16 protein-coding genes are annotated in these 21047 nt (G+C 65.5%); 8 read left to right on the forward strand and 8 right to left on the reverse strand.

What is annotated here, in order from left to right; translation table 11 throughout:
- Positions 1-12: 12 nt before the first annotated feature.
- Positions 13-957, forward strand: a complete 945-nt coding sequence (locus ASC68_RS11665; protein WP_055878995.1) for an alpha/beta hydrolase — start codon at positions 13-15, stop codon at positions 955-957.
- Positions 958-964: 7 nt separating this feature from the next.
- Here the strand turns inward: ASC68_RS11665 and ASC68_RS11670 are convergent, their stop codons facing one another.
- The 4 genes from ASC68_RS11670 to ASC68_RS11685 all read right to left on the reverse strand — a co-directional run bounded on the left by ASC68_RS11670 (position 965) and on the right by ASC68_RS11685 (position 9515).
- On the reverse strand, positions 965-2305 hold the full coding sequence (locus tag ASC68_RS11670) for a hypothetical protein (RefSeq protein WP_055878998.1): 1341 nt from the start codon (positions 2303-2305) through the stop codon (positions 965-967).
- A gap of 131 nt (positions 2306-2436) precedes the next feature.
- Positions 2437-5823: an OmpA family protein gene (locus ASC68_RS11675; RefSeq protein WP_055879000.1), complete on the reverse strand. Its 3387-nt coding sequence runs from the start codon at positions 5821-5823 to the stop codon at positions 2437-2439.
- A gap of 220 nt (positions 5824-6043) precedes the next feature.
- Positions 6044-7453, reverse strand: coding sequence for a hypothetical protein (locus ASC68_RS11680; RefSeq protein WP_156387315.1), 1410 nt, complete (start codon positions 7451-7453; stop codon positions 6044-6046).
- 301 nt (positions 7454-7754) lie between these two features.
- Positions 7755-9515, reverse strand: a complete 1761-nt coding sequence (locus ASC68_RS11685) for a tetratricopeptide repeat-containing sulfotransferase family protein (protein ID WP_082528090.1) — start codon at positions 9513-9515, stop codon at positions 7755-7757.
- An 80-nt stretch (positions 9516-9595) separates the two neighbouring features.
- On the opposite strand from ASC68_RS11685, the gene ASC68_RS11690 reads away from it, so the two are divergent.
- Positions 9596-10339, forward strand: coding sequence for an SDR family oxidoreductase (locus ASC68_RS11690; protein WP_055879008.1), 744 nt, complete (start codon positions 9596-9598; stop codon positions 10337-10339).
- Positions 10340-10398: 59 nt separating this feature from the next.
- Here ASC68_RS11690 and nagA read toward each other — a convergent pair whose 3' ends face one another.
- The 3 genes from nagA to ASC68_RS11705 form a co-directional block, all read right to left on the reverse strand.
- Positions 10399-11556 (reverse strand): N-acetylglucosamine-6-phosphate deacetylase, encoded by a 1158-nt coding sequence (gene nagA / locus ASC68_RS11695; protein ID WP_055879010.1) that lies wholly within the window; start codon positions 11554-11556, stop codon positions 10399-10401.
- 176 nt (positions 11557-11732) lie between these two features.
- Entirely contained in the window at positions 11733-12743 is a 1011-nt protein-coding gene (locus ASC68_RS11700; RefSeq protein WP_055879873.1) for an SIS domain-containing protein, read from the reverse strand.
- Between the two features lie 48 nt (positions 12744-12791).
- Positions 12792-13556 carry a GntR family transcriptional regulator gene (locus ASC68_RS11705; RefSeq protein ID WP_055879013.1) on the reverse strand — a complete coding sequence of 255 codons (765 nt, stop codon included), beginning with the start codon at positions 13554-13556 and terminating at the stop codon, positions 12792-12794.
- Positions 13557-13800: 244 nt separating this feature from the next.
- Here ASC68_RS11705 and ASC68_RS11710 point away from each other — a divergent pair, with 244 nt between their 5' ends.
- The 4 genes from ASC68_RS11710 to ASC68_RS11725 all read left to right on the forward strand — a co-directional run bounded on the left by ASC68_RS11710 (position 13801) and on the right by ASC68_RS11725 (position 19118).
- Entirely contained in the window at positions 13801-15087 is a 1287-nt protein-coding gene (locus ASC68_RS11710) for a neutral/alkaline non-lysosomal ceramidase N-terminal domain-containing protein (protein WP_055879015.1), read from the forward strand.
- Positions 15088-15265: 178 nt separating this feature from the next.
- Entirely contained in the window at positions 15266-16315 is a 1050-nt protein-coding gene (locus ASC68_RS11715; protein WP_055879020.1) for a Gfo/Idh/MocA family oxidoreductase, read from the forward strand.
- Between the two features lie 78 nt (positions 16316-16393).
- Entirely contained in the window at positions 16394-17215 is an 822-nt protein-coding gene (locus tag ASC68_RS11720; RefSeq protein ID WP_055879023.1) for an amidohydrolase family protein, read from the forward strand.
- Positions 17216-17576: 361 nt separating this feature from the next.
- Entirely contained in the window at positions 17577-19118 is a 1542-nt protein-coding gene (locus tag ASC68_RS11725; protein ID WP_055879026.1) for a tryptophan halogenase family protein, read from the forward strand.
- A 209-nt stretch (positions 19119-19327) separates the two neighbouring features.
- On the opposite strand, the gene ASC68_RS11730 is transcribed toward ASC68_RS11725, so the two are convergent.
- Positions 19328-19720, reverse strand: coding sequence for a DUF3224 domain-containing protein (locus ASC68_RS11730; RefSeq protein ID WP_055879028.1), 393 nt, complete (start codon positions 19718-19720; stop codon positions 19328-19330).
- A gap of 82 nt (positions 19721-19802) precedes the next feature.
- On the opposite strand from ASC68_RS11730, the gene ASC68_RS11735 reads away from it, so the two are divergent.
- Both ASC68_RS11735 and ASC68_RS11740 read left to right on the forward strand, forming a co-directional pair.
- Positions 19803-20126 carry a hypothetical protein gene (locus ASC68_RS11735; protein WP_055879030.1) on the forward strand — a complete coding sequence of 108 codons (324 nt, stop codon included), beginning with the start codon at positions 19803-19805 and terminating at the stop codon, positions 20124-20126.
- Positions 20127-20129: 3 nt separating this feature from the next.
- Complete coding sequence (locus ASC68_RS11740) at positions 20130-20951, forward strand: helix-turn-helix domain-containing protein (RefSeq protein ID WP_082528092.1); 822 nt, start codon at positions 20130-20132, stop codon at positions 20949-20951.
- The last annotated feature ends 96 nt before the right edge of the window (positions 20952-21047 follow it).

A 21047-nucleotide genomic window follows, 5' to 3' on the forward strand; every position in this document is an offset into this window, starting at 1 on the left:
TGCTATTGCTCGATGATGTTCTCCCGCCCGCGTCTGTCGCCCGATGATCATCGCAGTTTCGCCACTCTGCCGGTGACCCGCTACACTGTCGGGCCGGCGGACGAACAGGTCGCGGTCCACATCTCCGGTCGGCTGGCCGTCGGGCGCATTCCCCTGGTCTGCGTGCCCGGCTACCAGCGCAACATGTCGGATTTCGCCGACTTCGCGAACCACTTCCACCGCGTTTACGGCGACGACTGGCCGATCGTCCTGGTCGACCTGAAAGGCCGCGGCCGTTCGTCGGATCGCACCGACAAATCACGCTACATCTCGACCGTAGATGCGCTGGAGCTGATCCAGGTGCTGGCGGCGCTGGCTGTTGATGGCGGTATCTTCGTCGGCCAGGGCTATGGCGGCCAGGTGGTGATGGCATTGGCGGCCGAGCGGCCGAACCTCTTGACCGGCGCAGTGCTCATCGATGCCGGGCCGGTCTCCGATCCGCGCGGCCTGGTCCGCCTGCGCAACAACCTTCGGGACCTCGAGGGCAACCGCTCCGAAGCAGGCTTTAGGACCATGGCGCGCCGCATGCTGGCGCCGGACTACCCGGCGGCGACAGAGGGGCTGCTCGATGTGCTGGCAGCCCGCACCCACTTTCTCGACAAGCGCAATCGCGTCCGTGCCTTGTTCGATCCGCACCTCACCGGCTTGCTCGAGTCGTTTGAGCACGACGATATCCTGGTGCCGCAATGGCAGCTCTATGATGCGCTGGCCAGTGCCCCACTGCTGCTGATGCGGACGCAGCTCACCGAACAGGTGCGGCGCGAAACGTTCGAGGAAATGCTGCGCCGGCGCCGCGACGCCGAGGGCTACGTGATCGAGGGCTCGGGATCCCCTGCCCTGCTCAACACCCCGGAGGATGTCGGCCCGATCGCCGAGTTCGTGCGCAAGCTGGTGAAGCGGCGCGCCAAGGCCGCCTGAACCCTCTCTACTGCTGGCCCGCCGCCTTCTTCGTCTCGACCGTCGCCGGGGCAAGCCCGCGCGCCTGCTCCCGCCAGTGCTCCCGCGCGATCCGACCGGCGATGCCGAGATGGTTCTCGATCCAGCCGGCATTGTCGTCGGTCAGTTCGGCGATCTGATCGAAGTGATAGAGGCCAAGCCGGTTCAGCGCCGTCTCAATGATCGGCAGGATGCCGATGACGTGCGTGAGATCGTCCTTCACGCCAAGCCGCGGCGCGGCAATACCCACGGGCCTGCCGGGAGCCTCGACGAGCTCGGCCGTCGCCCCCGGGTTGGCGGCCTCGGTGGCGGACGTGACGGCGGCAAGCGAGTCCACAACGATAGCCTCGGCTGAAACTTCCGGCAGGTCCACCCTGCGGGTCCGCGGCGATGCAGCGCGACGCGGCGACCAGTTGCCCTCAATGGCCCGCATGGCAGCGGCCTCATCATCTTCGGCGCTGGTCTCGGGCGCGGCCGGGGTGATGGGTTCCGGTGCGACGGCCACCTCTTCCAGCAACGGCGACGCCGCCGGCTGGGCGATCTCAGCAACCGCGGCAGGCGGCTGTTCAAGGGGCGCGTTCGCCGCAGCAGCGTCCGCCTCGGCGTCAGCGGCAGGGAGCTCGAGGGAAGCAGCCGTCTCTGCCTCGACCGCCGTCGCTGCATCGGGCTGTGCCTCTGCTTCGACGGGAGGCGCGACCTCCACCTCGACGACCGGCTCGGACTTCACCGCCGGCGGCCCGGCCACAACGGGAGAGGCTGGTTCAGCCGCCGGCATGGGGACCGCAGCAACGACGGCCGCCGGCTCCAGACTTTCTACGGCAAGCTTTTCGAGCGGGAACGGAATGACTTCGGCGCTGGCCCCCTCCAGCGTGACGACGCGAACCGGCACGGCGGAGCTGCGCGGATGCGCCACGACGTGGCCCGACGTGGTCTCCCCTGCCACTCGGGCCGGCCGCATTGGCTCGGCCGTTTTGGTCACGGCAACCGCGGGCAGCGGCGCAATACTCGGCATCTGGATCTTGCTCGCGGGGCTACCCGGCTTGTCGCCCGCCAGCGCCAGCAGCGCTTCGGTGAAATCGAGGGCCGGGACGTCGGCCGGCGCGACCGGTGTTGGTGTTTTCACCACTTCGCTAATGACCGGGGCCGCGACCAAGGCTGAGGCCCCTTCCGGCTTTGCCGGCTCGACAACCGCGACCGGCGACGACGCCGGCGCTTTGGTCGGCATCAGGCGAGAGGCCGCCAGACGGGCGAGCGCGCCAACAACTGCGCCGGAGAGGAACGCCACCAGCAAAAGCAGCGCGATTTCGAGGATGTGCGCAGGGTTCAGCATCTGAGACCTCAACCCTTCCGAGCGCGAACGGAGAGCCAGCCGGTAACGAGACCGATTGCTCCCGCAGCCAGAACGAACGGCCAGTAGACCTCGAGCAGATAGATCAGAGAATCCAGGGTCATATGCGTTCGCTACTCGTCGGCGAGGGTAAAGACGATGCGGCGGTTGGCCTGCTTGCCTGCGCGCGTCTCGTTGCTGGCGACTGGCAGGCTCTCGCCATAGCCGATGGCATAGAGCCGCTCGGGTCCGATGCCGCGCAGGATCAGCGCATCGACGACAGCCTCGGCGCGCGACACCGACAGGGCCAGGTTGGCCTCATCCTCGCCGTCGGCGTCGGTGTGTCCTTCAACGTTCACCGTCGCTTCAGGGCATAGCCCCAGGTAGCCAGCCAACTCGTCGATCGCCGGGACCGATTCATCGGCGATCCGTGCGCTGCCGGATTGGAAGACGATGGCGTTGCGGGCCGCAAACGCCGTCACTTTGTCGCGGCAGACATCCAGCGGCGGCAGCAACGTGACGCTGGTTTCCCACTGATCAAGCGTCGGAACCGCTGCCAGCGCGGTGAGCGCCGCCTGCTTGGCCTCCTCGGTCTCAGCCCGGCCGGAGAACACCCAGCGGTCGCCATCGAGCCCGAACTCGCCATCCGCCAGCAAGGCCAGCGCACGGCTGCCGGCATCAGCATTGGTGACGAAATCGTCAGGCAGGTCGGGGCTGATGGTCAGGGCTTCCGCCGGCTCGCCACCGGCGATGACCGCGAGATGCCGCCGCATCGGCTCTGCCGGCACTGCGCCCGAGAAGGTGATCGGACCGCCGAGCGACTTCTTGGCGTCGAACAGATAGTTACGGACCACCGGTGTTGCTGGCTCAGGCTGAGGCTCAACCGCCGGCTGCGGCTCGACCACCGCGACCTCCTGCTCAGCGGGCGCAGTCTCGGCTGCAGGGGGAGCCTCGGCAGCTGGAGTTGCCTCGGCTGCCGGCACAGCTTCTTCGGCTGGCTCCGTCGCGGCTGTCGCGGGTTCCGGCTCCAATGCCGCCGGCTCGGCAGGCACGTCCTCGGTTGTGGCCGGTTCGGCCGTTTCCACCGTAACGGGTGCGGGCTCTGCCGCGACCTGTGTCGGCTCCGCCAAGGCTTCAATCCACGCCGCGCCGCCATCCGACGCCGTCGCGACTGCCGCCCGCGCGGCGTCGGCGTCGGCTGGGGTGAGCGGCTGACCGGCGATGGACCAGGCTTTGCCGTCGTATTTCACCTCACCGCTTTCGAGCTTCAGCAATGCATCGAGGCCGGCCAGCGAGTCGGCGATGAAGCCCTGCGGCTCGCCCGAGCCGACCAGCGTGGTGTCGCTGCTGACCTTGCCGGCGCGCACCGCTGCAAAGCGGCGAACCTCCTCGGTCGGCACATAGCCGGAGAGGGCAAAGCTCCCATCAGCGGCCTTTACCGCCGACCAGACGAACGGCGTGACGACCGGCGCCGCATCGCCGGCCTGGATCGCGACATGCCAGGCGGAGGTGTCGGTTGCGGTGCGCAGGGCGGTTTCGAGCTCGTAGCGGCCGGTGGTGGTCGGCAGCTTGCCGGTCAGCGACCAGCTTCCAGCCGAGAGCGCCAGCGTGCCTTCGTCGAGCCCCAGAAGTGCATCGAGACCGCCGATGGCCGCCGGGATGAAGCCTTCGGGCGCCCCGGCGCCGAGAGCGGTTCCATCGACGACGTTGGCGCCGGCATGCCCTGCGAGGTAGCGCTTCAACTGTTCCGTCGGCAGGAAGCCGGTGAAGGCAATCCTACCATTGGCCGACTTCTGCGCCCGCCAGATATAGGGATCAACAACCGGCAGCGCTGCCGTTTCGGCGGCGCCCGGCAGGCTGACGCTGTAGGTCCAGCCGGCGGTCCGCAAACCGGTGGCGGCAAAAGCGGATTCAGCGGCGAAGGCTTCCTGCGGCGTGTCAACCGCACCATTGAGGCTCCAGCTGGCGCCGTCATAGCTGACCTTGCCGCTATCGAGCAACTGCAGCACCCCGAGCGCCTTGAGCGCAGCCGCTTCGAAATCTGCCGGGTTGCCGTCGGCGATGACGGTGGTGTCGCTTGCGACCGTCGGCAGCCCTGCAACCAGCGCCTTGCGCACTGCCGCGCCGGGCACGTAGCCCGAGAGCGAGAACTGGCCGGTGGCGGTCTTCTCGGCGGCAAAGGTGAAAGGCGTCGCCAAGGGCGGCTTCACCGTCGTGCTGGCGAGAATGAGCCCCTGCGGTGCACCAAGCTCCAAGCGCGTCTCGATGGCAGCGAAGTCGGCCACCGTGGCGGCGCGCCCGTCGACGGTGATCACCGTTCCCTGGATGGTGGCGTGGCCCTCGCTCATCCGGCGCAGCGCCTCGAGCACGAAATCAATGCCGGATTCGAAGCGCTCCGGCGCGCCACGGCCAAGCTCGAGTCCGGCGGCATCGACATTGTCGAGCGCCTCGAGACGATCGCGGAGCGCTGCATCGGGGACGAAACCGTCGAGGACGATCCCGTTCGCGCCTCGTTCGGCGCTCAGCCAGTACTCACCGACGAGCGGCGGCCCGAGCGTCACGGCCGCGGCCGACGGAGTCATCGCGACACGGACGGACTCAGCCGCCGCGGCGTCAGCCGGGGATCCGGCCAGGGTTGAAGTCCCATCGGAGATTGTTGCGCTACCGCTTTCCAATTTCAGGAGATTTTGCAGCAGCAGTTTGGCGGATACGGCGAACTCGCTCGGCGCCCCGGATGCCAGCACGAGGCTCGTGGAGACATTCGTCCCGGCGGGCGCCAGCGCCTCGAGCTCGCCAACCAGCGCTTCGCTCGGGGTGGCGCCGGACAGCGTAAGCTTCCGCCCATCATACTCCGCCCGCCATTCGAACGGCGACAGCAGCGCCGGCTGCACTTCGCGGTAAGCCACCGTGACAGCGGCAGGCGCCGCCGCCGCGCCGTTGTCGGCGAGCGAGGCATAGGCATCAGGCGATTTGGCCCGCCCCGAGATCGTCAGGCTCAGATCGGCAAGGGCGACTTCGCCCTCATCGAGCTGCCTGGCATAACCCAGCGCGTAGTCGACTGCGGCGAGCCAGTTCGCCCGGTTCGGCGCCCCGGACATCAGCCGCGTCTCGTCGCGCGCCCCCTCCCCGGCGATGTCGAGGATCTCGGCGCGCGCTTCCTCGTCGGGAAGGCCGCCGGAGAGCGTGAGCACGCCGGCCTCGACGGTGGCGATGAAGGGGAACGGACTGACATATTCGGCGAGCACCACTTTCGAGGTCACGCTGCGGACGCCGTGCACGGCTGCGACTTTTGCGACAGCCTCGTCGATCATCGATTGCGTGGTGGCGGTGCCGGTGATCGTGGCGTCGCGCATGTCGAAACTGAGCTTCGCCCACTCGAACTCGGGACCGGCGATAACGGCGCTGGTGCGGCTCGCAAGATCCGGCGGGATGGCGCTTCCGCTCGTCGCGACGGCGGCGACGGTGCCGCCGATGACCGTGACGAAGGCTGGTACACCCCAGCGCAGGAAGATGCCGCTCATGCCGCCCCCGAAACAAGAAATCTGCCGACGCCATGCCGACGACGAGCCATAGCGCCAAACACTGAATCGGAGAAGTGCGTCAACGCCACTGACAATTTCAGAATGTCAGCATGAACCGATAAATGCGGCCAAATGAACGAAGCCTGACAACTCTGTGAACAACACAAACAGAAAGGCCCGGCTGACGCCGGGCCTTTCCAATCCGATTGGGCCGTAAGGCTTACTCGAAAGTCTTCTTGAACTCGGTCTCGATCTTGTAGCCCATGTCCGCACCGTTGGTCTCGGAAGTGACCGTGCCCTTGATCGAGGAGGTGTAACCACCACCCGGAGCCCAAGCCAGCTTGGCCGAACCGTAGAAGATGTCGTCGAGGCTGTTGTCGACAAAGCCGATTTCGCCGGTGACGGTGATCGACTCGGTGACGGCAGCCGAAACGCCCGCCGCAACCTGCCAAGCATCGCCGAGGTTGGCGATGTTCTGCTGGTACCAACGCCCGCCGACATTGACGGTGACGCCTTCAGTGACCGCGAAGCTGGCAGACGCACCAGCACCGAGATCGGTATCGACACCGTTGTCAACAGCTTCGAAAGCCGCCGCGAGGGTGAACATATCGAAGGTGGCCGAAGCCGACGCGAGGACGTTCCAGTAGTCGGTGACCGGAGCGACGTCATCGTGACCGAAAGCACCAGCCAGCACGACCTTGAAGTTGTCGAACGTGCCGGCAAAACCAGCATGCACACCCCAAGCTTCGACTTCACCATCGAGCACGCCAGCGGCAGCGCCGGTGATGTGTGCCGAGATGCCTTCACCGGCGTAGGCAATCACGCCAACAGCGGTACCAGCACCCTCGAGCGGCTGCTGCTGGTTATCGAGCTTCTCGAGACCGGCGCTGACCGTGAAGCCATTACCAAGGTCAGACGTGACCTGGATGACCATGCCGCCGTCGTCGAGACCATCGGTACCCGGGAGCGGGCCCCAGCTCACGCCACGATCAACGTCTTCCGAGTTGAACAGGTCAAGCCACGTCAGGGGCTCGTCGTCGCCCTTGTTCATGATCGAGCCCTTCTTGCCCGCCATGATCACTGTCGAGTCGCCGATCGAGACGTAGGCTTCGTCGAGAACGACCGAGCCAGGACCATTGACGGCACCGCCGAGATTCGTGCCCTCGTCGCCGGTGGTCGAGCCGCCGTAGAAGCGCGCACCTTCGTTGACGACGCGTGCGTCGGTCACCTGCTTCAGCTTCAGGACGGCCTTGGCCGGACCAAAGTCAGAGTCAGCGGTCGCGACAAACTTGATCCAGGCGTCAAAACGCGACTGCCAGTCCTGGTTTTCGTCGGCGGGGCCGGCGCCGCTGCCGCCGCCGATCCAATTCAGACCGCCGTCGGCCGGAGTGTAAACATGGAACAGATCCGTCTCAAGCGGATCATCAATATAGTCGCCCCAGACGAACTTGTACTTCACTTCGCCGGTGATCTGCAGGCAGTTGGTGTCGGACGAGATCGTCAGACCCGACAGGCCCAGAGCGTCGCAAACGTCGAGCGACGTCAGAACGCCGAGATCGGCCGCGAAAGCGCCGCCGGTCGAGAGACCCGCTGCCGCCACAGAACCCAGAAGAAGGCTCCTGATTTTCATTATTGACCTCCAAAGTCAGTCATTCGTTTTGCCAGTTGCCCGGCGGCTTGTCGAAACGCGACCACACTTTTGTGTGTGTTGCCGTCGCGTTTGCGACCGACAAACGATCCCATGCATGGATTCGCAAGACCCACTCTACGCAGGAGTTCGGGAGGCGCAATCGCAGAATGGCTGAATTGCGGCAGCGCCAAGGTGGTTGCAGACCGGCTGTTGCAAATTCGGCACAGGTTTGGAAACGGGCCGTTAACACTTGCAACCCGAGTCCCCCGGAAGGACCGTGCCGGACGTCGCGTGGTCGGCGTCAGGCCCAGAGTTCGGGGTGAACCTCTTGCCACGCCGCCATGTGGGCCGAGTGATTGGCAGCCCGCTCGGCGCTCGACCAATCCCCCTGCTGCGGCTCCGATTGGGCCGGCGCAAGGCACGCCTCATCCCAATCGGCCCCCAGGAACTGCAGCAAGCTCGCCATCGGGGCCCGCCGATCGGACATCAGGGCACCGAGGTCGAGATCGCGAATGAAGCCCGGGAAGCGCGCGTGCCAATCGCTCATCAGCTGCGAATACGCCGAATGGTAGCCGCGCAGCTCGCCCAGCTCGTTTGCGTATTCGAACCCGGCGCCGGTGAGGAACTTCTCGAATATGGCGACGCGATGCTCGGCGGGCGGCCGCATGCAGTGAATGATCCGGGCATTGGGCAGGGCGAGGCGGATGAAGCCCAGGTAGTGATAGTTCGATGGCATGGTGTCGATGACGCGCTTGCCGTCGGGAATCAGCCGCTGAGCTTCTTCCATGTAGGCGCGTCCAAGCGCAGCGAAACGATTGGCCGGTATCGCCGACAATGGGAGCCCGCCGGTTTCCCGAAGCAGTTCACGCACCAGCCTGCCCATGGTCGGCAGCTCTCCAGCGCCCGCGAAAGCCGGATGTGAGGCGAGGATCAGTTCCAGCGTGCTTTTGCCTGACCGCGGCAGGCCAACGATGAAGACCGGGTTCGCCGCTGACGAGGCGCCGCTCAGCAGCATCTCATCAGCATCACGAAAGCGCTCCAGCTCCGACTTCAGGAGGTCGGCCTCGCGGTTCAGCGAGAAGGTGACGCGTTGCCGCTGCATGCGGTTCGCCTCGATGAATGCGGCGATGGATCCGGAATGATCTCCAATGTCGGCCAGAGCCTTGCCCAAGGCAAAGCCGGCAAAGATCCGGTCGACGGTATCGACATGCTCTGACCGGAACACGCCCTCCATTGCCGCGACTGCGCCATCGCGCGCCCGGTGGCGCACCGAGGTGGCGCGCTGCAGGTGTGCCTCGCCATATGTCGGCCGCAGCGTGAGGGCGCGGTCGAACCCGGCGATCGCCTCATTCATCGCGCCACCCGCATAGAGTGAGCGCGCGCGCTGCATGTGAAGGGTGGCCTCTTCGGGAAGGACAGCCAATCCCCTGTCGAGCACCTCCAGCGCCTCCGCCGTGCGCCCTTGGTCGATCAGCATGAAGGCGAGCCGATCATAGGCCTCGGCATAGCCGGGCCGCAGCTCGATCGCCTTGCGATAGGATGCTTCCGCCGCGAAATGATCCCCGGCCTGACGGAGCATGCTGGCCAGCCTGAAGTGGAAGGCAGGCTCGGTCGGCCTAATCTCGGCAGCATGCCGATAGGCATCGGCGGCCTCGTTGAACCGCCCCAGTGAGCGGTTGGCCATGCCGAGATTCGAATAGGCTTCCGCCGATGCCGGCTGAATGGCCACGGCGCGCTGCAGCACTTCCACCGCTTCGTCGTTGCGACCGGCGCTGCTCAGCGCCACCCCCATATTGGCGAGGTATTGCGGGTTGGAGGGCTCGGTCTTGAGCGCCACGGCGATGTGACGGATGGCGGCGATCGGTTCTCCCTGCTGCATCAGCGTGAGCCCGAACAGGTGGTTGGCTGCAGGGTGGCCGCCGTCGAGACGCAGAATCTGCTGGTACAGGCCTGCTGCCTCTGTTCCGTGCCCGGCCTGGTGAAGCTCGATGCCGCGCTGCAGCAGGCTCTCCACCGTCCGGCCTTGCGGTTGCTTGGGGGAAACTCGACGGGAAGGGGACATGCGTCTCTTGCTAATGGCTGCCTTGCCTATGCCGCAAGTCCTCGTCCATATGACGGCAACAAAGGGCGGGAAAGCGGAAAATGACAGACGGCAAGGTGGCGGTGGTGACCGGCGCGACCTCGGGTATCGGGCGCGCAACGGCAATCGGGCTGGGCAAGGCCGGGTATCGCGTGGCGATTCTGGGGCGACGCGAGGTCGAGCTCAAGGAGACGGCGCGGCTGAGTTCGGCGCAGTATAGCGGGGTTTGCGATGTCACCGACCCCGCAGCCGTGCACCGCTACTTCACCGACCTGAAGGCGAAGCTCGGCCGGGTGGACGTGGTGTTCAACAATGCCGGCCGGTTTGCGCCGCAGGCGAGCTTCGGCGACACCGATATCGGGACCTGGCAGGGCATGGTGGATGTGAACCTCAACGGCGCATTCTATGTGGCGCGCGAGGCATTCCGGGCGATGCGGGACCAGACGCCGCAGGGTGGCCGGATCATCAACAATGGCTCGATCTCGGCTTACGTGCCGCGGCCGGGGGCCGCCGCCTATACCGCCACCAAGCACGCGATCACCGGGTTGACCAAGGCGATCTCGCTGGATGGACGGGCCTTCAGCATTGCCTGCGGGCAGATCGACATCGGCAACACCGCCACCGACATGACCGCCAGGATGACCACCGGGTCACTGCAGGCCAACGGCACGATGGAGCCCGAACCGACCTTCGACGTGCAGCACGTGGTGGATGCGATTCTCTATATGAGCGGGCTGCCGCTCGAGGCGAATGTGCAGTTCATGACGGTGATGGCCACGACGATGCCGTATATCGGCCGCGGGTAAATCCCAGTCCTGCCGAACGCGGCCCTCCCCCGCAGCGCGGGGGAGGATCACACTCGGCCTCAGGCCCCGAACACCTTTTCACCACCTATCCAAGTCGAGCGCACCTTCAGGTCGTCGCTCAGGACCGCGAAGTCGCCGCGGGCGCCTTTGCTGAGGTGGCCGCGGTCGGCTTCGGCGTGGATGGCACGGGCCGGATAAAGGCTCGCCATGCGCAGGGCCTCGTCGAGCGGCACGCCGATGGTCTGGTGGACGTAGCGGATGGCGTCGATCATCGCGAGGTCGGCGCCGGCGAGGGTGCCGTCGGCGAGGCGCAGGGCGCCATCCTTCCTGTAGACGGCGCGGCCGGTGAGCTCGAACTCAGTCCAGTCGGTGCCGGTGATCGACATGGCGTCGGAGACGAGGAAAACCTGGCCCGGGCCACGCTTGGCGCGGAGTGCGATGCCGATCGAGGTCGGATGGACGTGAATGCCGTCGGCGATGAGACCGGCATCGAGGCCCGGCAGGTCGAGCACGGCGCCGACGACGCCCGGCTCGCGATTACCGATCTGGCTCTGGGCGTTGAACAGGTGGGTGGCCATCGAGGCGCCGGCTGCCGCGGCAGCTGCAACCTGGACGTAGCTCGCATCGGAGTGGCCGATGCTGACGATGATGCCTGCCGCGGCGAGGCGGGAAATCTGTTCCGGGCCAACGGTTTCGGCGGCGACAGTAATGAGGAGAGTCGGGAGTGCGCGTTTGGCGGCGAGGAGCCGCTGCAGGTCGGCTTCGTCCATTGGACGGATCAGCGCCGGATCGTGGGCGCCCTTGCGGGCGATGGAGAGGTGGGGGCCTTCGAGGTGGAGACCGAGGAAACCGGGGACGTGCTGCTCCACCGCCGTGGCGCCGGCGGCGATGACGGCCTCGTTCTTGGGCACCGTATCGGTGATCAGGGTCGGCAGGCAGGCGGTGCAGCCAAACTGGGTCAGGGTCGCGCAGATGGTGCGGATGGCCTCGAGCGTCGGCGTATCATTGAGCAGCGCGCCGCCGGCGCCATTGACCTGCAAGTCGAGAAAGCCGGGAACGATCATGGCGCCGTCGGCCGGAACGCGAATGGCATCGGTGGGTGAATCCACGGCGATGAGGCCCTCAACCTTGCCGTCAGCAACGACCAGCGCCATGTGGTCGTGCCATTCGGCGCCATCGAAGATGCGAGCTCCGGTGAAGGCTTGTTTGGTAGTCATGTGCTTTGCTCCTGCAGGTGCGAGCCTTGAGAGCCGGAGCAGGCTGACCCCACCCCTGTCCCCTCCCCCTCAACAGGGGGAGGGAGACGCTCCCACTAATACCGAGGTCGTCGTCTCCCTCCTCTGTTGAGGGGGAGGGATCAAGGGTGGGGGTCAGCCCCCACTGGTGCTTCGGGTCATATGGTCTCCGTCACCTTCTTGAGGTGCGGCGGGCGGTCCGGGTCGAAGCCGCGGCGACGGCTGAGGGCTTCGACGAAGCCGTAGAAGCTGACGATCAGCGCCAGGGCGTCGGTGATGGCGTGGCCGGAGGCGGCAAACGGCAGGCGTTCGGCGCTCTGGGCATTGACCGAGGTGATGAAGACGCGCGCGCCCTGCCCGGCCAGCCGTTCGGCGACTTCGGCAACTGAGGCTTCGGCGGCGTCGCGGGCAGCGAGTGCGAGCACCGGAAAGTGATGCTCGACAATGCGGGCCGGGCCGTGGATGACCTCGGCAGCGCTGTAGGCCTCGGCATGGATGCCGCAGGTTTCCTTGAACTTCAGCGCCGCCTCGTTGGCGATGGCGAGCGCCGGGCCACGACCGAGGACATAGAGCGACTGGTGCTTGTCGAGCGCACCGAGCAGCGGCGACCAATCGCAGTGGACGGCCTCTTCGAGCACCTCAGGAAGCGATTCCAGAGCGGCCAGCAGCGCCTTGTCTTCCAACCAGTTTCCGACAAGGCCGAGGCCGGCGACGACCGAGGCGACGAAGGTCTTGGTGGCAGCCACCGACTTTTCCTCGCCGGAGCGGAGCGCGATGGTCTGGTCGCAAGCCTGGGCAAGCGGCGAGTCCGGGGTGTTGGTCAGCGCGAAGGTCAGCGCACCGTTCTTTTTAGCCGACCGGGTCATGCCGACAATGTCGGGGCTCTTGCCCGACTGGGAGATGGCGATGGCGGCAGTGCCCTTGAGCTTCAGCTCGCGGCCATAGATCGAGTAGACCGAGGGGCCGACCGAGGCGACCGGCACGCCGGCAAGGAGCTCGATGGAGTACTTGAGGAACGACGAAGCGTGGTCGGAGGAGCCGCGTGCGATGGTGACGATGGCGGTGGGGTCGGCGGCGCGGAGCGCCTTGCCGGCGGCCGCGAAGTCGGCCTTGCCCTCCGAAAGCAAGCGGGCGATCGCCGACGGGGTCTCTTCGACTTCCTGGCGCATGTAGCTGGCGTTGGCGGCTGTGGTCACGGCATCACTCACGGTTTGCGATCATTTGCGGGCAGCTTCGCCGACTCTGAGCTCGGCGACAAAATCATAGGTGTCGCCGCGGTAGACCGAGCGCGTCAATTCGACGACCTTGCCCGAAGGCAGGTAGGCGATGCGCTCGATATGGAGCGCGGCGGCGCCCACGGGGATTTCGAGGAGACGGGCATCGTTCTCCTCGAGATTGGCGGCGCGGATGCGCTGAATAGCGCGCACCGGTCGGTTGCCGGTCTTGTCGAGATGCGAGTAGAGCGACGAGCCCACGGAAGCCGGATCCGGCAAGGTCTCGGCGGACAAAGCCGCGCGCTCGATGGCCAGCGGCATATCGCCGGAGAGGCGGAGGCGCGCCACGCGGGCGACGCGATCACCAGGCGAGAGGCCCAGAATCACCGTCTCGTCAGGCGATGGATCGTAGATGCCGCGATCGAGCCAGATGGCGCGCACGGCCATGCCGCGGCGCGCCATATCCTCGGTGAAGGAGGTGAGCTGGCTCAGTGATTGCTCGACCCGGCTCTGCTGTGGGGCAACAAAGGTGCCCGAGCCATGGCGCTGAATCAGCAGGCCGTCGCGCACCAGATGCTGCACGGCCTTGCGCACCGTGACACGGGAGACCTCGACCTTGGCGGCAAGGTCACGCTCGGAGGGAAGCGCATCGCCGGGCTTGATGGCGCCACGCGCTACCGCGTCTTCGATCCAGCGTTTCAGCTGCAGATAGAGCGGACCACCCTGCGGCAGGATGATGGCTTCGGCGCTGAAAAGCTCGCTGGTCAAATTGTCTGTCCCGGACCAAACCACCGGGCAAATCCGCCCGACGCGGGTGTCGTCCCACATTCATCCCATAATACCAATAAAAGACCATTGACCAAGCGGTTTCTGCGCTGATGTCCCCGACTTGCTGTGAGATCGGTCCCACGCGGGGTTGCCGGCGGCGGGTTATGCGTGAGGCTTCTCGACAAGTGGTATGTTTTTGGCATTAATGCCGAACCCGTGGGAACTCGATCGGAGTGTGGTCGGAATGCCGGAACTATCGCCGCTGCTGGCGGGAGCCTCGATCGTCGATATCACGCCGCCGGCCGGGCTGATGATGTCCGGCTACGCAGCCCGCACGCAACCGGCGACCGGTAGCCACGATGCGCTGACGGCGCGGGCCATTGTCGTGGGTGATACGGCCATCGTCGTCGCCGATGTGATCGGCCTGCACGAGGAGAGCTGCGCGCGGATTCGCTCGCGTTGCGCACTACCCGACGACAGGGTGGCAGTGATCGCCACGCACACGCATGGTGGACCAGTGAGCATGGCTGGTCGCGGTGGCACGGCGTTCGACGCCGACTTTCTGACGCGGCTGGAAGACGGGTGCGTCGAGGCGATCGACCGGGCGGTGGCGGTGCAGCGGCCAGCAATCCTTTCGGCCGGCCTGGGCGACAATCCCGGGATCGCCTTCAACCGGCGGCACGACGGCGGGGTCATCGACCCCACCGTGCCGGTGCTGCGGATCGACGGTGTCGATGGCAAGCCGATCGCCGTCCTCACAGCACACGCCTGCCATCCGGTGGTGCTGGCAGCTTACAATCGGCAGTACACCGCCGACTTCCCGCACTATGTGCGCGAGGCACTGGAGGCCGCCTCCCCCGGGATCGTCGCGGTGTTCCTGACCGGCTGCGCGGGTGACATCAGCACGGGACACTCGCCGCATTCGTCGATCAGCACGGTCCCCACCGCAGATCGCACCTATGCCGAGGCTGAACGGCTGGGCCGACGCATCGCTGCGAGCGCTTCGACAGCAAGGCTCAGGCCGTTGGCTGGCGGCGTTGCCGCTGCGGCCGCAGCGGTGACGCTCGATCTCGAACGGAACGAGACGGCGCCCCTGCCCGTGCTGGCGGCCGAGTGGCGAGCCAAGGCGGCCGAGTCGGACCCGGCCTGGGCGACGCTCTATGAGTGCTGGGCGGACTGGGCCGGGACCGTCGCGCTGCGGCCGGCTGCGCCGTGGACCGGCAAGGTGACGGTGCTCGACTGGGCCGGGGTCCGGTTGAGCTTCTTGCCGGGAGAGATGTTTGCGCAATCGGCGCTGAACGTGCGCGGCGATGCGGCGCGCGTGCACTTCGTCAACAGCTTTGCCGATGGCGTGCCCGGGTATATTCCGCCGGCATCCGAATATCCGTTCGGCGGCTACGAGGTGCTCGAGGCGCACCGATATTATGGCTTGCCGGCGGCGTTTGCAGAGGGCTCGGCCGAGCGGCTCGAAGCCGCCGCGATCGAGCTGAATGCCAGGCTGGACAGGGCCACAGGTTCGTCGGGCACATGAGCGGGCTCTACCGCCGAGTTGCCCGCAGGGTCATCCCCGCGAAAGCGGGGATCTCGGTTTGCAGCGCGCGCCGAGAACAGAGGTTCCCGTTTTCGCGGGAATGACTCTGGGCATGATTGCAGGCCCGACCAAACGATGCCCGGCTTGGCCGGGGAGATCAGGACTTGGAGTAGTTTGAATGAGCGTTCGTGTACTTGTGGCGGGCCTGGGCAATATGGGGCGGAGCCACGCGCTGGCCTATCACCGGCACCCGGGGTTCGAGATCGTCGGGCTGGTGAACCGGCGGGCCCCGAAGCTCGAGCCGGAACTCGCTGGCTACCAGGTGCTGGCCGACTATCAAGCGGCGCTGCGGCAGGTGAAGCCGGACCTGGTGTCGATCAACACCTACACCGATACGCATGCCGACTACGCGGTGATGGCGCTGGAACAGGGCGCGCACGTGTTCGTCGAAAAGCCGCTGGCGATGACCGTGGCCGATGCCGAGCGGGTGGTCGCGGCGGCCAGGGCCAATGGGCGGAAGCTGGTCGTGGGCTACATCCTGAGGCACCACCCGAGCTGGATCCGCTTCATCGAGGAAGCGCGCAAGCTCGGGGGTCCATATGCATTCCGCTTGAACCTCAACCAGCAATCGAGCGGCGCCAACTGGCAGACGCACAAGACACTGATGGAGACGACGTCGCCGATCGTCGACTGCGGCGTGCACTATGTCGACGTGATGTGCCAGATCACCGATGCGAGGCCGGTCGAGGTGCGCGGCATGGGGGTGCGGCTCTCCGATGAGATCGCCCCGGACATGTACAATTACGGCGCGCTGCAAGTGCTGTTCGAGGACGGTTCGCGCGGCTGGTACGAGGCGGCGTGGGGACCGATGGTTTCGGAGAACGCCTTCTTCATCAAGGACGTGATGACGCCGAACGGCGCGGTGTCGATCGTCATGGACCCGGGCGCCAGATCGGATGATCTCGATACGCACACGCGGACCGACCAGATTCGGGTGCACCGGGCGGCGCTCACGACGGACGGGAGCTTCGCCAATACCGACGAGTACATTTCGATGCAGGGCGAGCCACACCACGATGCGCTCTGTGCCAGGGAGCAGGAGTATGTATATCGCGCCATCATCGAGGATATCGACCTCAGCCGGCACATGAATGACGCGGTGCAATCGCTCAGGATCTGCATTGCGGCGGACGAAAGCATCCGGAGCGGGCTGGCGGTGAAGCTTTAGCCGAAAGACTGGCCTGTCGCGCCGGGTCCCGGCAGGCTAACTTCTCAGCTCGGATTCTCACTTCAAACGGCTGATTTCATGCGCATTGTCGATACGCACCTGCACCTGATCTATCCCGACGGGTTCTCCTATCCGTGGTTGGGCGGCGCGCCGGCGATCAACAAGCCCTGGCATGTGGAAAGCTACTGGGCCGAGGCAGCACCGCTCGGGATCGAGGCGGCGCTGCATATGGAGGTGGATGTCGCCGAGCCCGAGATCGCGGCGGAAACGGAGTTCGTGCTTGGGCTCGACCGAGTTATCGGGGCGATCGCCAACGGGAGACCGGAGCATGCGGATTTCGAACGGCATCTCGAAAAGATGCGAGAGCTGGGGCGGGTAAAAGGCATCCGACGGTTGCTGCAGGGACAGCCTGCCGAGTTGAGCCAGACGCAGACCTTCATCGACAACATCCGGCTCTTGCCGCGCTACGACATGAACTTCGACATCTGCGTGAAGTCGCATGAGCTGATGCTGGCGCCGCCGCTGATCGAAGCGTGCCCTCAGACACAGTTCGTGCTCGATCACTGCGGCAACCCCAAAATCGCCGAGCGCGAATGGGAGAGCTGGACGACGCGGATGGAACGGATCGCCGAACTGCCGAACGTGGCGTGCAAGATTTCGGGCATCCTCGCCAATGTCGACGACACCTGGACGGTCGACCAGCTCCGACCGTATGTCGAGTTCGTCATCGAGACCTTTGGCTGGGATCGTGTGGTGTGGGGCAGCGACCATCCGGTGGTGACGCTGTTCGCCGATCTGACCAAATGGGTGAACGCGAGCCGGGAGATCGTCGCCGGCGCGAGCCAGGCGGAGCAGGAGAAGCTGTTCTCAGGCAACGCCGAGCGGGTCTATCGGCTGTAGTCGTTTTCCGCAAAATACTGTGATTTGACGGAGCTTTCGGCTCCGTGCTCCAGTTCCCGCTGAGGGGACTATGACGCACGGCAGTCGAACGCCCGTAGAATACAGACATGGGCGCACGATACTCATCGCAGGACTTGTATTGATCGGTGTTTGCCTCTTCGCCGCGACCGTTTGGTTGTCGCTTTGCGTGCCGGTGGCGGTCGAGAACGAAGGCAGCCTGATCGAAGGACTTCACCGGCAACGGTAACGACTTGATGCTGCGCCAGATCCGGACCTTAGCTTTCCGGACTTTCCCTCGTCGTTCGCCCCTTGCCGCCCTGCCCTACATCGCGTTTCCTCCCGGTCAGGGAGGACTGGGATCATGGCGGGGCAACCGCATTTCGTTATCGTGGGGGGCGGCACCGCTGGGTGGATCGCCGCCTTCATCATCCAGGACTCGATCAAGCGGCTGAAGCTCGATGCGAAGCTCAGCGTGGTCGAGTCGTCCAAAATCCCGACAGTGGGGGTGGGCGAGGCGACGACCGCGGCGTTCCACGTGTTCCTGACGCATTTCGGCATCGATATCTTCGAGTTCTTCAGGAAGACCGAGGCCACCTACAAGCTGGGTATCCGGCACGAGGACTGGCGGCGGAAGGGTTTTACCTATTACGGGCCGATCGATGACCCGCATGCGGTAGTGCGGCCACCGCCGGGGGCGCCGTCGGACTATCTCAACGTCTATGCCGTATCGGTGAACGAGCCGGTGCAGGACATGCATCTGTTCGGTCCGCTGCTGAAGCAGAAGAAGGCGCCGTGGACGAAGAAGGCCGACGGGTCACTGATCCCGCTCGGACCGTTCCTGCCGGCCTATCACTTCGACCAGTCGCTGGTGGGCAAGTTTCTGAAGGAGAAATCTCAGGGCGTCGAGATCGTCGACAACGTGTTGACGGGAGTGGAGCGGAACGGCGAGACGGGCGACGTCACGGCGCTGGTGTTCGAAGACGGACAGAAACTCGAGGGCGATTTCTTCATCGACGCGACCGGGTTCCGCAAGCGCCTGATCGTCGGCGAGATGCAGGCGCCGTGGATTTCGTACCAGCACGAACTGCCGGTGAACCGGGCCCTGCCCTTCTGGCTGCCGGTCGAGCCGGGCGAGGAGATCGCCAATTACACCCGCGCCTGGGCGCAGGAAGCGGGTTGGATGTGGCAGATCCCGACGCAGTACCGCTATGGCTGCGGTTACGTCTACTCGGATGAGTTCCGTACCCCCGACGAGGCGCATGCCGAGGTGGAACGGGTGCTGGGGCGCAAGATCGAGGTGCGTGGCGATATCCAGTTCAAGATCGGACGGCTCGAGAAGGCGTGGATCAACAACGTGGTGGCGGTGGGGTTGAGCTCGAGCTTTCTCGAGCCGCTGGAATCGACCTCGATCCATGGCACGATCGTGCAGATGATGATGTTCGCCGGGCAATATCTGCGCGATCCCGCCCAGATGGGGCAGCCGTTGCGGGACGACTACAACCGCCGCGTCGGACGGCAGGTCGACGATTTCCGCACCTTCGTGAACACCCATTACATGACGGAACGGGACGATACGCCGTTCTGGCGCGAGGTGCGGGAGCACCGGATTCACCCCGAGACCAAGCAGCGGCTGGAGCGGTGGAAAACCGAAATGCCGCGGCGCGAGCACTTTGCGGACTATCTGTTCGGACTGCCGCATGTGGAGACGCAGCTGCATTATCCGGTGCTTGATGGCCTGGGGCTGCTCGATCCCTCGGTGGCGAAAGCGGAAATGGCGCGTGACCCCAAGCTCAGGAAATTTGCGCGGGAGACGCATGCGGGGCTGGTGAAGGAATACAAGCAGGCAGCCAGCAAAGCGCTGGGGCATGCGGAATTCCTGGAGCTGGTTCGGGGGATGGGATGAGGTTGTCCGTTTCGTCCAGTGCATTGCCTTGGTGCAGGACCCAACGGCGTATTTGCCACCAGACAACACCCCAAACTCGGTGTCATCCCAGCGAAAGCTGGGACCCCACGGCGAGGGCTCCGCCCTCGTCCGGTTCACCCCCTGCGCTGGCGGATAGATGGGCCCCAGCTTTCGCTGGGATGACAGCCGGTGGGTGGGGGAGACCGCGGCTACTTCAACTCATAGTTCAGTTCGTAGTGCACGGTCTTATCGTGCTGGGCTGAGTAGCTGCCCTGCCCCGTGATGCCCTTTAGCTCCCCGGTGCCGGAGCCCTCGACGATCTGCCACTTGCTGGCGGCGACGCCGTTGGTCCAGTCGCCGACTTCGTAGATGATGAACTGGCCGGATTTGCCGTCGAGCGTGCCGTCCATGACCAGGTAGCCGGCATAGTGGCAGGTCTCGGCGGTGGGGTATTGCATCAGGTAGCGGCCGGGGCCGGTGGCTTCGATGGCGCCGTGCATGACGATATCGATCTTCGCCTCGCTCGATTTCAGCGGGGCGGCTTCGTGGTAGGGGTTCTCGTCCCAGTTGTTATGCAGAATCGTGCCCTTGGCGGTCTTCATTGGGGTTCTCCTTGCTTGGAGGGGGAAGCTAGCGGAGTGACGCCATGTGGAATTGTAGTTTCGCGACAGAGGAGTTGAGCCGATGATCCTGCGCCAATGGTCGGCCCGTATCCGGACCGCGGACGAAGCGCGCTACGTGGCCTATATCGAGGAGACGGGAGCCGCCCACTACGCCGCCACCGACGGCAACCTCGGCTTCCAGATTCTCACCAGCGCCGAGGCCGGCGGGCTCAGCACCATCACGACGCTGAGCTGGTGGACCGACCTGGCGGCGGTGAAGCGTTTTGCCGGCGAGGATTACCAGCGGGCGCAGTACTATCCGGAGGATGATGCGTTCCTGGTGGAGCGGACCGAGTTCGTGCAGCACCACCTGGTGCGTGCGTCTGCGATGGGCGGCGTGCGCTGACTGATGCGACAGAGTGATCCCAGGCCAATCGATCCGGCGGTGAAGCCGGCGCGCGGGTTGCTGCACAAGCGGACCAGCTTCGAGCATTTCGAACTGACGCGGTTCGAGCCTTCGGATGACCTCGCCGATTGGGTCGAGCACCACTGGATGATCCTCTACGACCTCGGTGACCGCCCGCCGTACACCCAGCGCAACCTTAGCCACCCCAACCAGCACCTGGTGATCGACTCGCGGGGTGAGACCGGCATCTTCGGCGCGGCCACCGGGGTGTTCGAGACAACACTCACCGGTTCAGGCCGGGTGTTCGCAACGAAGTTCTGGCCGGGCGCGTTCCGGCCGTTCTTTGGGCGCGCGGTGAGTGCGCTGAGCGACACGTGGCTGCCGGTGGAGACGGTGTTCTCGCGGACGTCGGCCGCTATGCAGGAGGAATTCATCGGGCTCAACGACCCCGTCGCCATGGCCGAGCGGATGGAGGAACTGATTCAGGCGCAGTTGCGGGAACCGGACGAGAAGGTCGGGCTGGCACGGCGGATCGTGACGTTTGCCGAGGCGAACCTGGAGCTCGTGTCTGCTGGCGAGCTCGCCGAGGCGTTCGGGCTGGGGCTCAGGGCACTGCAAAGATTGTTCGACGAGTATGTCGGGGTGTCGCCCAAATGGGTGATCGACCGATATCGCATGCTGGAGGCGGTGGAGACACTGAACGCCGGAGGGGCGGAACCGCTCACCGAGCTGGCACACCGGCTGGGGTACTTCGATCAGGCGGCGTTCAACCATGCGTTCGAGAAGCTGACCGGGGCCGCGCCGGGAGTGTTTCGGGGCGGCTAGCCGATAGAGACGGCCCCCTCCCATCCTCCCCCACAAGGGGGGAGGTGCTCCGCTGGTTCACTTGGCACAATCGCGCCATGACCTCGACTCTTCACC

Origin of the sequence: Devosia sp. Root105 (assembly GCF_001424865.1) — a bacterium.
Taxonomy (GTDB): Bacteria; Pseudomonadota; Alphaproteobacteria; order Rhizobiales; family Devosiaceae; genus Devosia_A.

Bases quoted from the DNA above. Each gene is read 5' to 3' on its own strand.
- nagA (WP_055879010.1), bottom strand. From the start codon at position 11,556: ATGACTACCAAACAAGCCTTCACCGGAGCTCGCATCTTCGATGGCGCC.
- ASC68_RS11730 (WP_055879028.1), bottom strand. From the start codon at position 19,720: ATGAAGACCGCCAAGGGCACGATTCTGCATAACAACTGGGACGAGAAC.
- ASC68_RS11710 (WP_055879015.1), top strand. From the start codon at position 13,801: ATGCCGGAACTATCGCCGCTGCTGGCGGGAGCCTCGATCGTCGATATC.
- ASC68_RS11715 (WP_055879020.1), top strand. From the start codon at position 15,266: ATGAGCGTTCGTGTACTTGTGGCGGGCCTGGGCAATATGGGGCGGAGC.
- ASC68_RS11735 (WP_055879030.1), top strand. From the start codon at position 19,803: ATGATCCTGCGCCAATGGTCGGCCCGTATCCGGACCGCGGACGAAGCG.
- ASC68_RS11685 (WP_082528090.1), bottom strand. From the start codon at position 9,515: ATGTCCCCTTCCCGTCGAGTTTCCCCCAAGCAACCGCAAGGCCGGACG.
- ASC68_RS11690 (WP_055879008.1), top strand. From the start codon at position 9,596: ATGACAGACGGCAAGGTGGCGGTGGTGACCGGCGCGACCTCGGGTATC.
- ASC68_RS11740 (WP_082528092.1), top strand. From the start codon at position 20,130: ATGCGACAGAGTGATCCCAGGCCAATCGATCCGGCGGTGAAGCCGGCG.
- ASC68_RS11700 (WP_055879873.1), bottom strand. From the start codon at position 12,743: ATGCGCCAGGAAGTCGAAGAGACCCCGTCGGCGATCGCCCGCTTGCTT.
- ASC68_RS11720 (WP_055879023.1), top strand. From the start codon at position 16,394: ATGCGCATTGTCGATACGCACCTGCACCTGATCTATCCCGACGGGTTC.
- ASC68_RS11665 (WP_055878995.1), top strand. From the start codon at position 13: ATGATGTTCTCCCGCCCGCGTCTGTCGCCCGATGATCATCGCAGTTTC.
- ASC68_RS11725 (WP_055879026.1), top strand. From the start codon at position 17,577: ATGGCGGGGCAACCGCATTTCGTTATCGTGGGGGGCGGCACCGCTGGG.
- ASC68_RS11675 (WP_055879000.1), bottom strand. From the start codon at position 5,823: ATGAGCGGCATCTTCCTGCGCTGGGGTGTACCAGCCTTCGTCACGGTC.
- ASC68_RS11680 (WP_156387315.1), bottom strand. From the start codon at position 7,453: ATGAAAATCAGGAGCCTTCTTCTGGGTTCTGTGGCGGCAGCGGGTCTC.
- ASC68_RS11670 (WP_055878998.1), bottom strand. From the start codon at position 2,305: ATGCTGAACCCTGCGCACATCCTCGAAATCGCGCTGCTTTTGCTGGTG.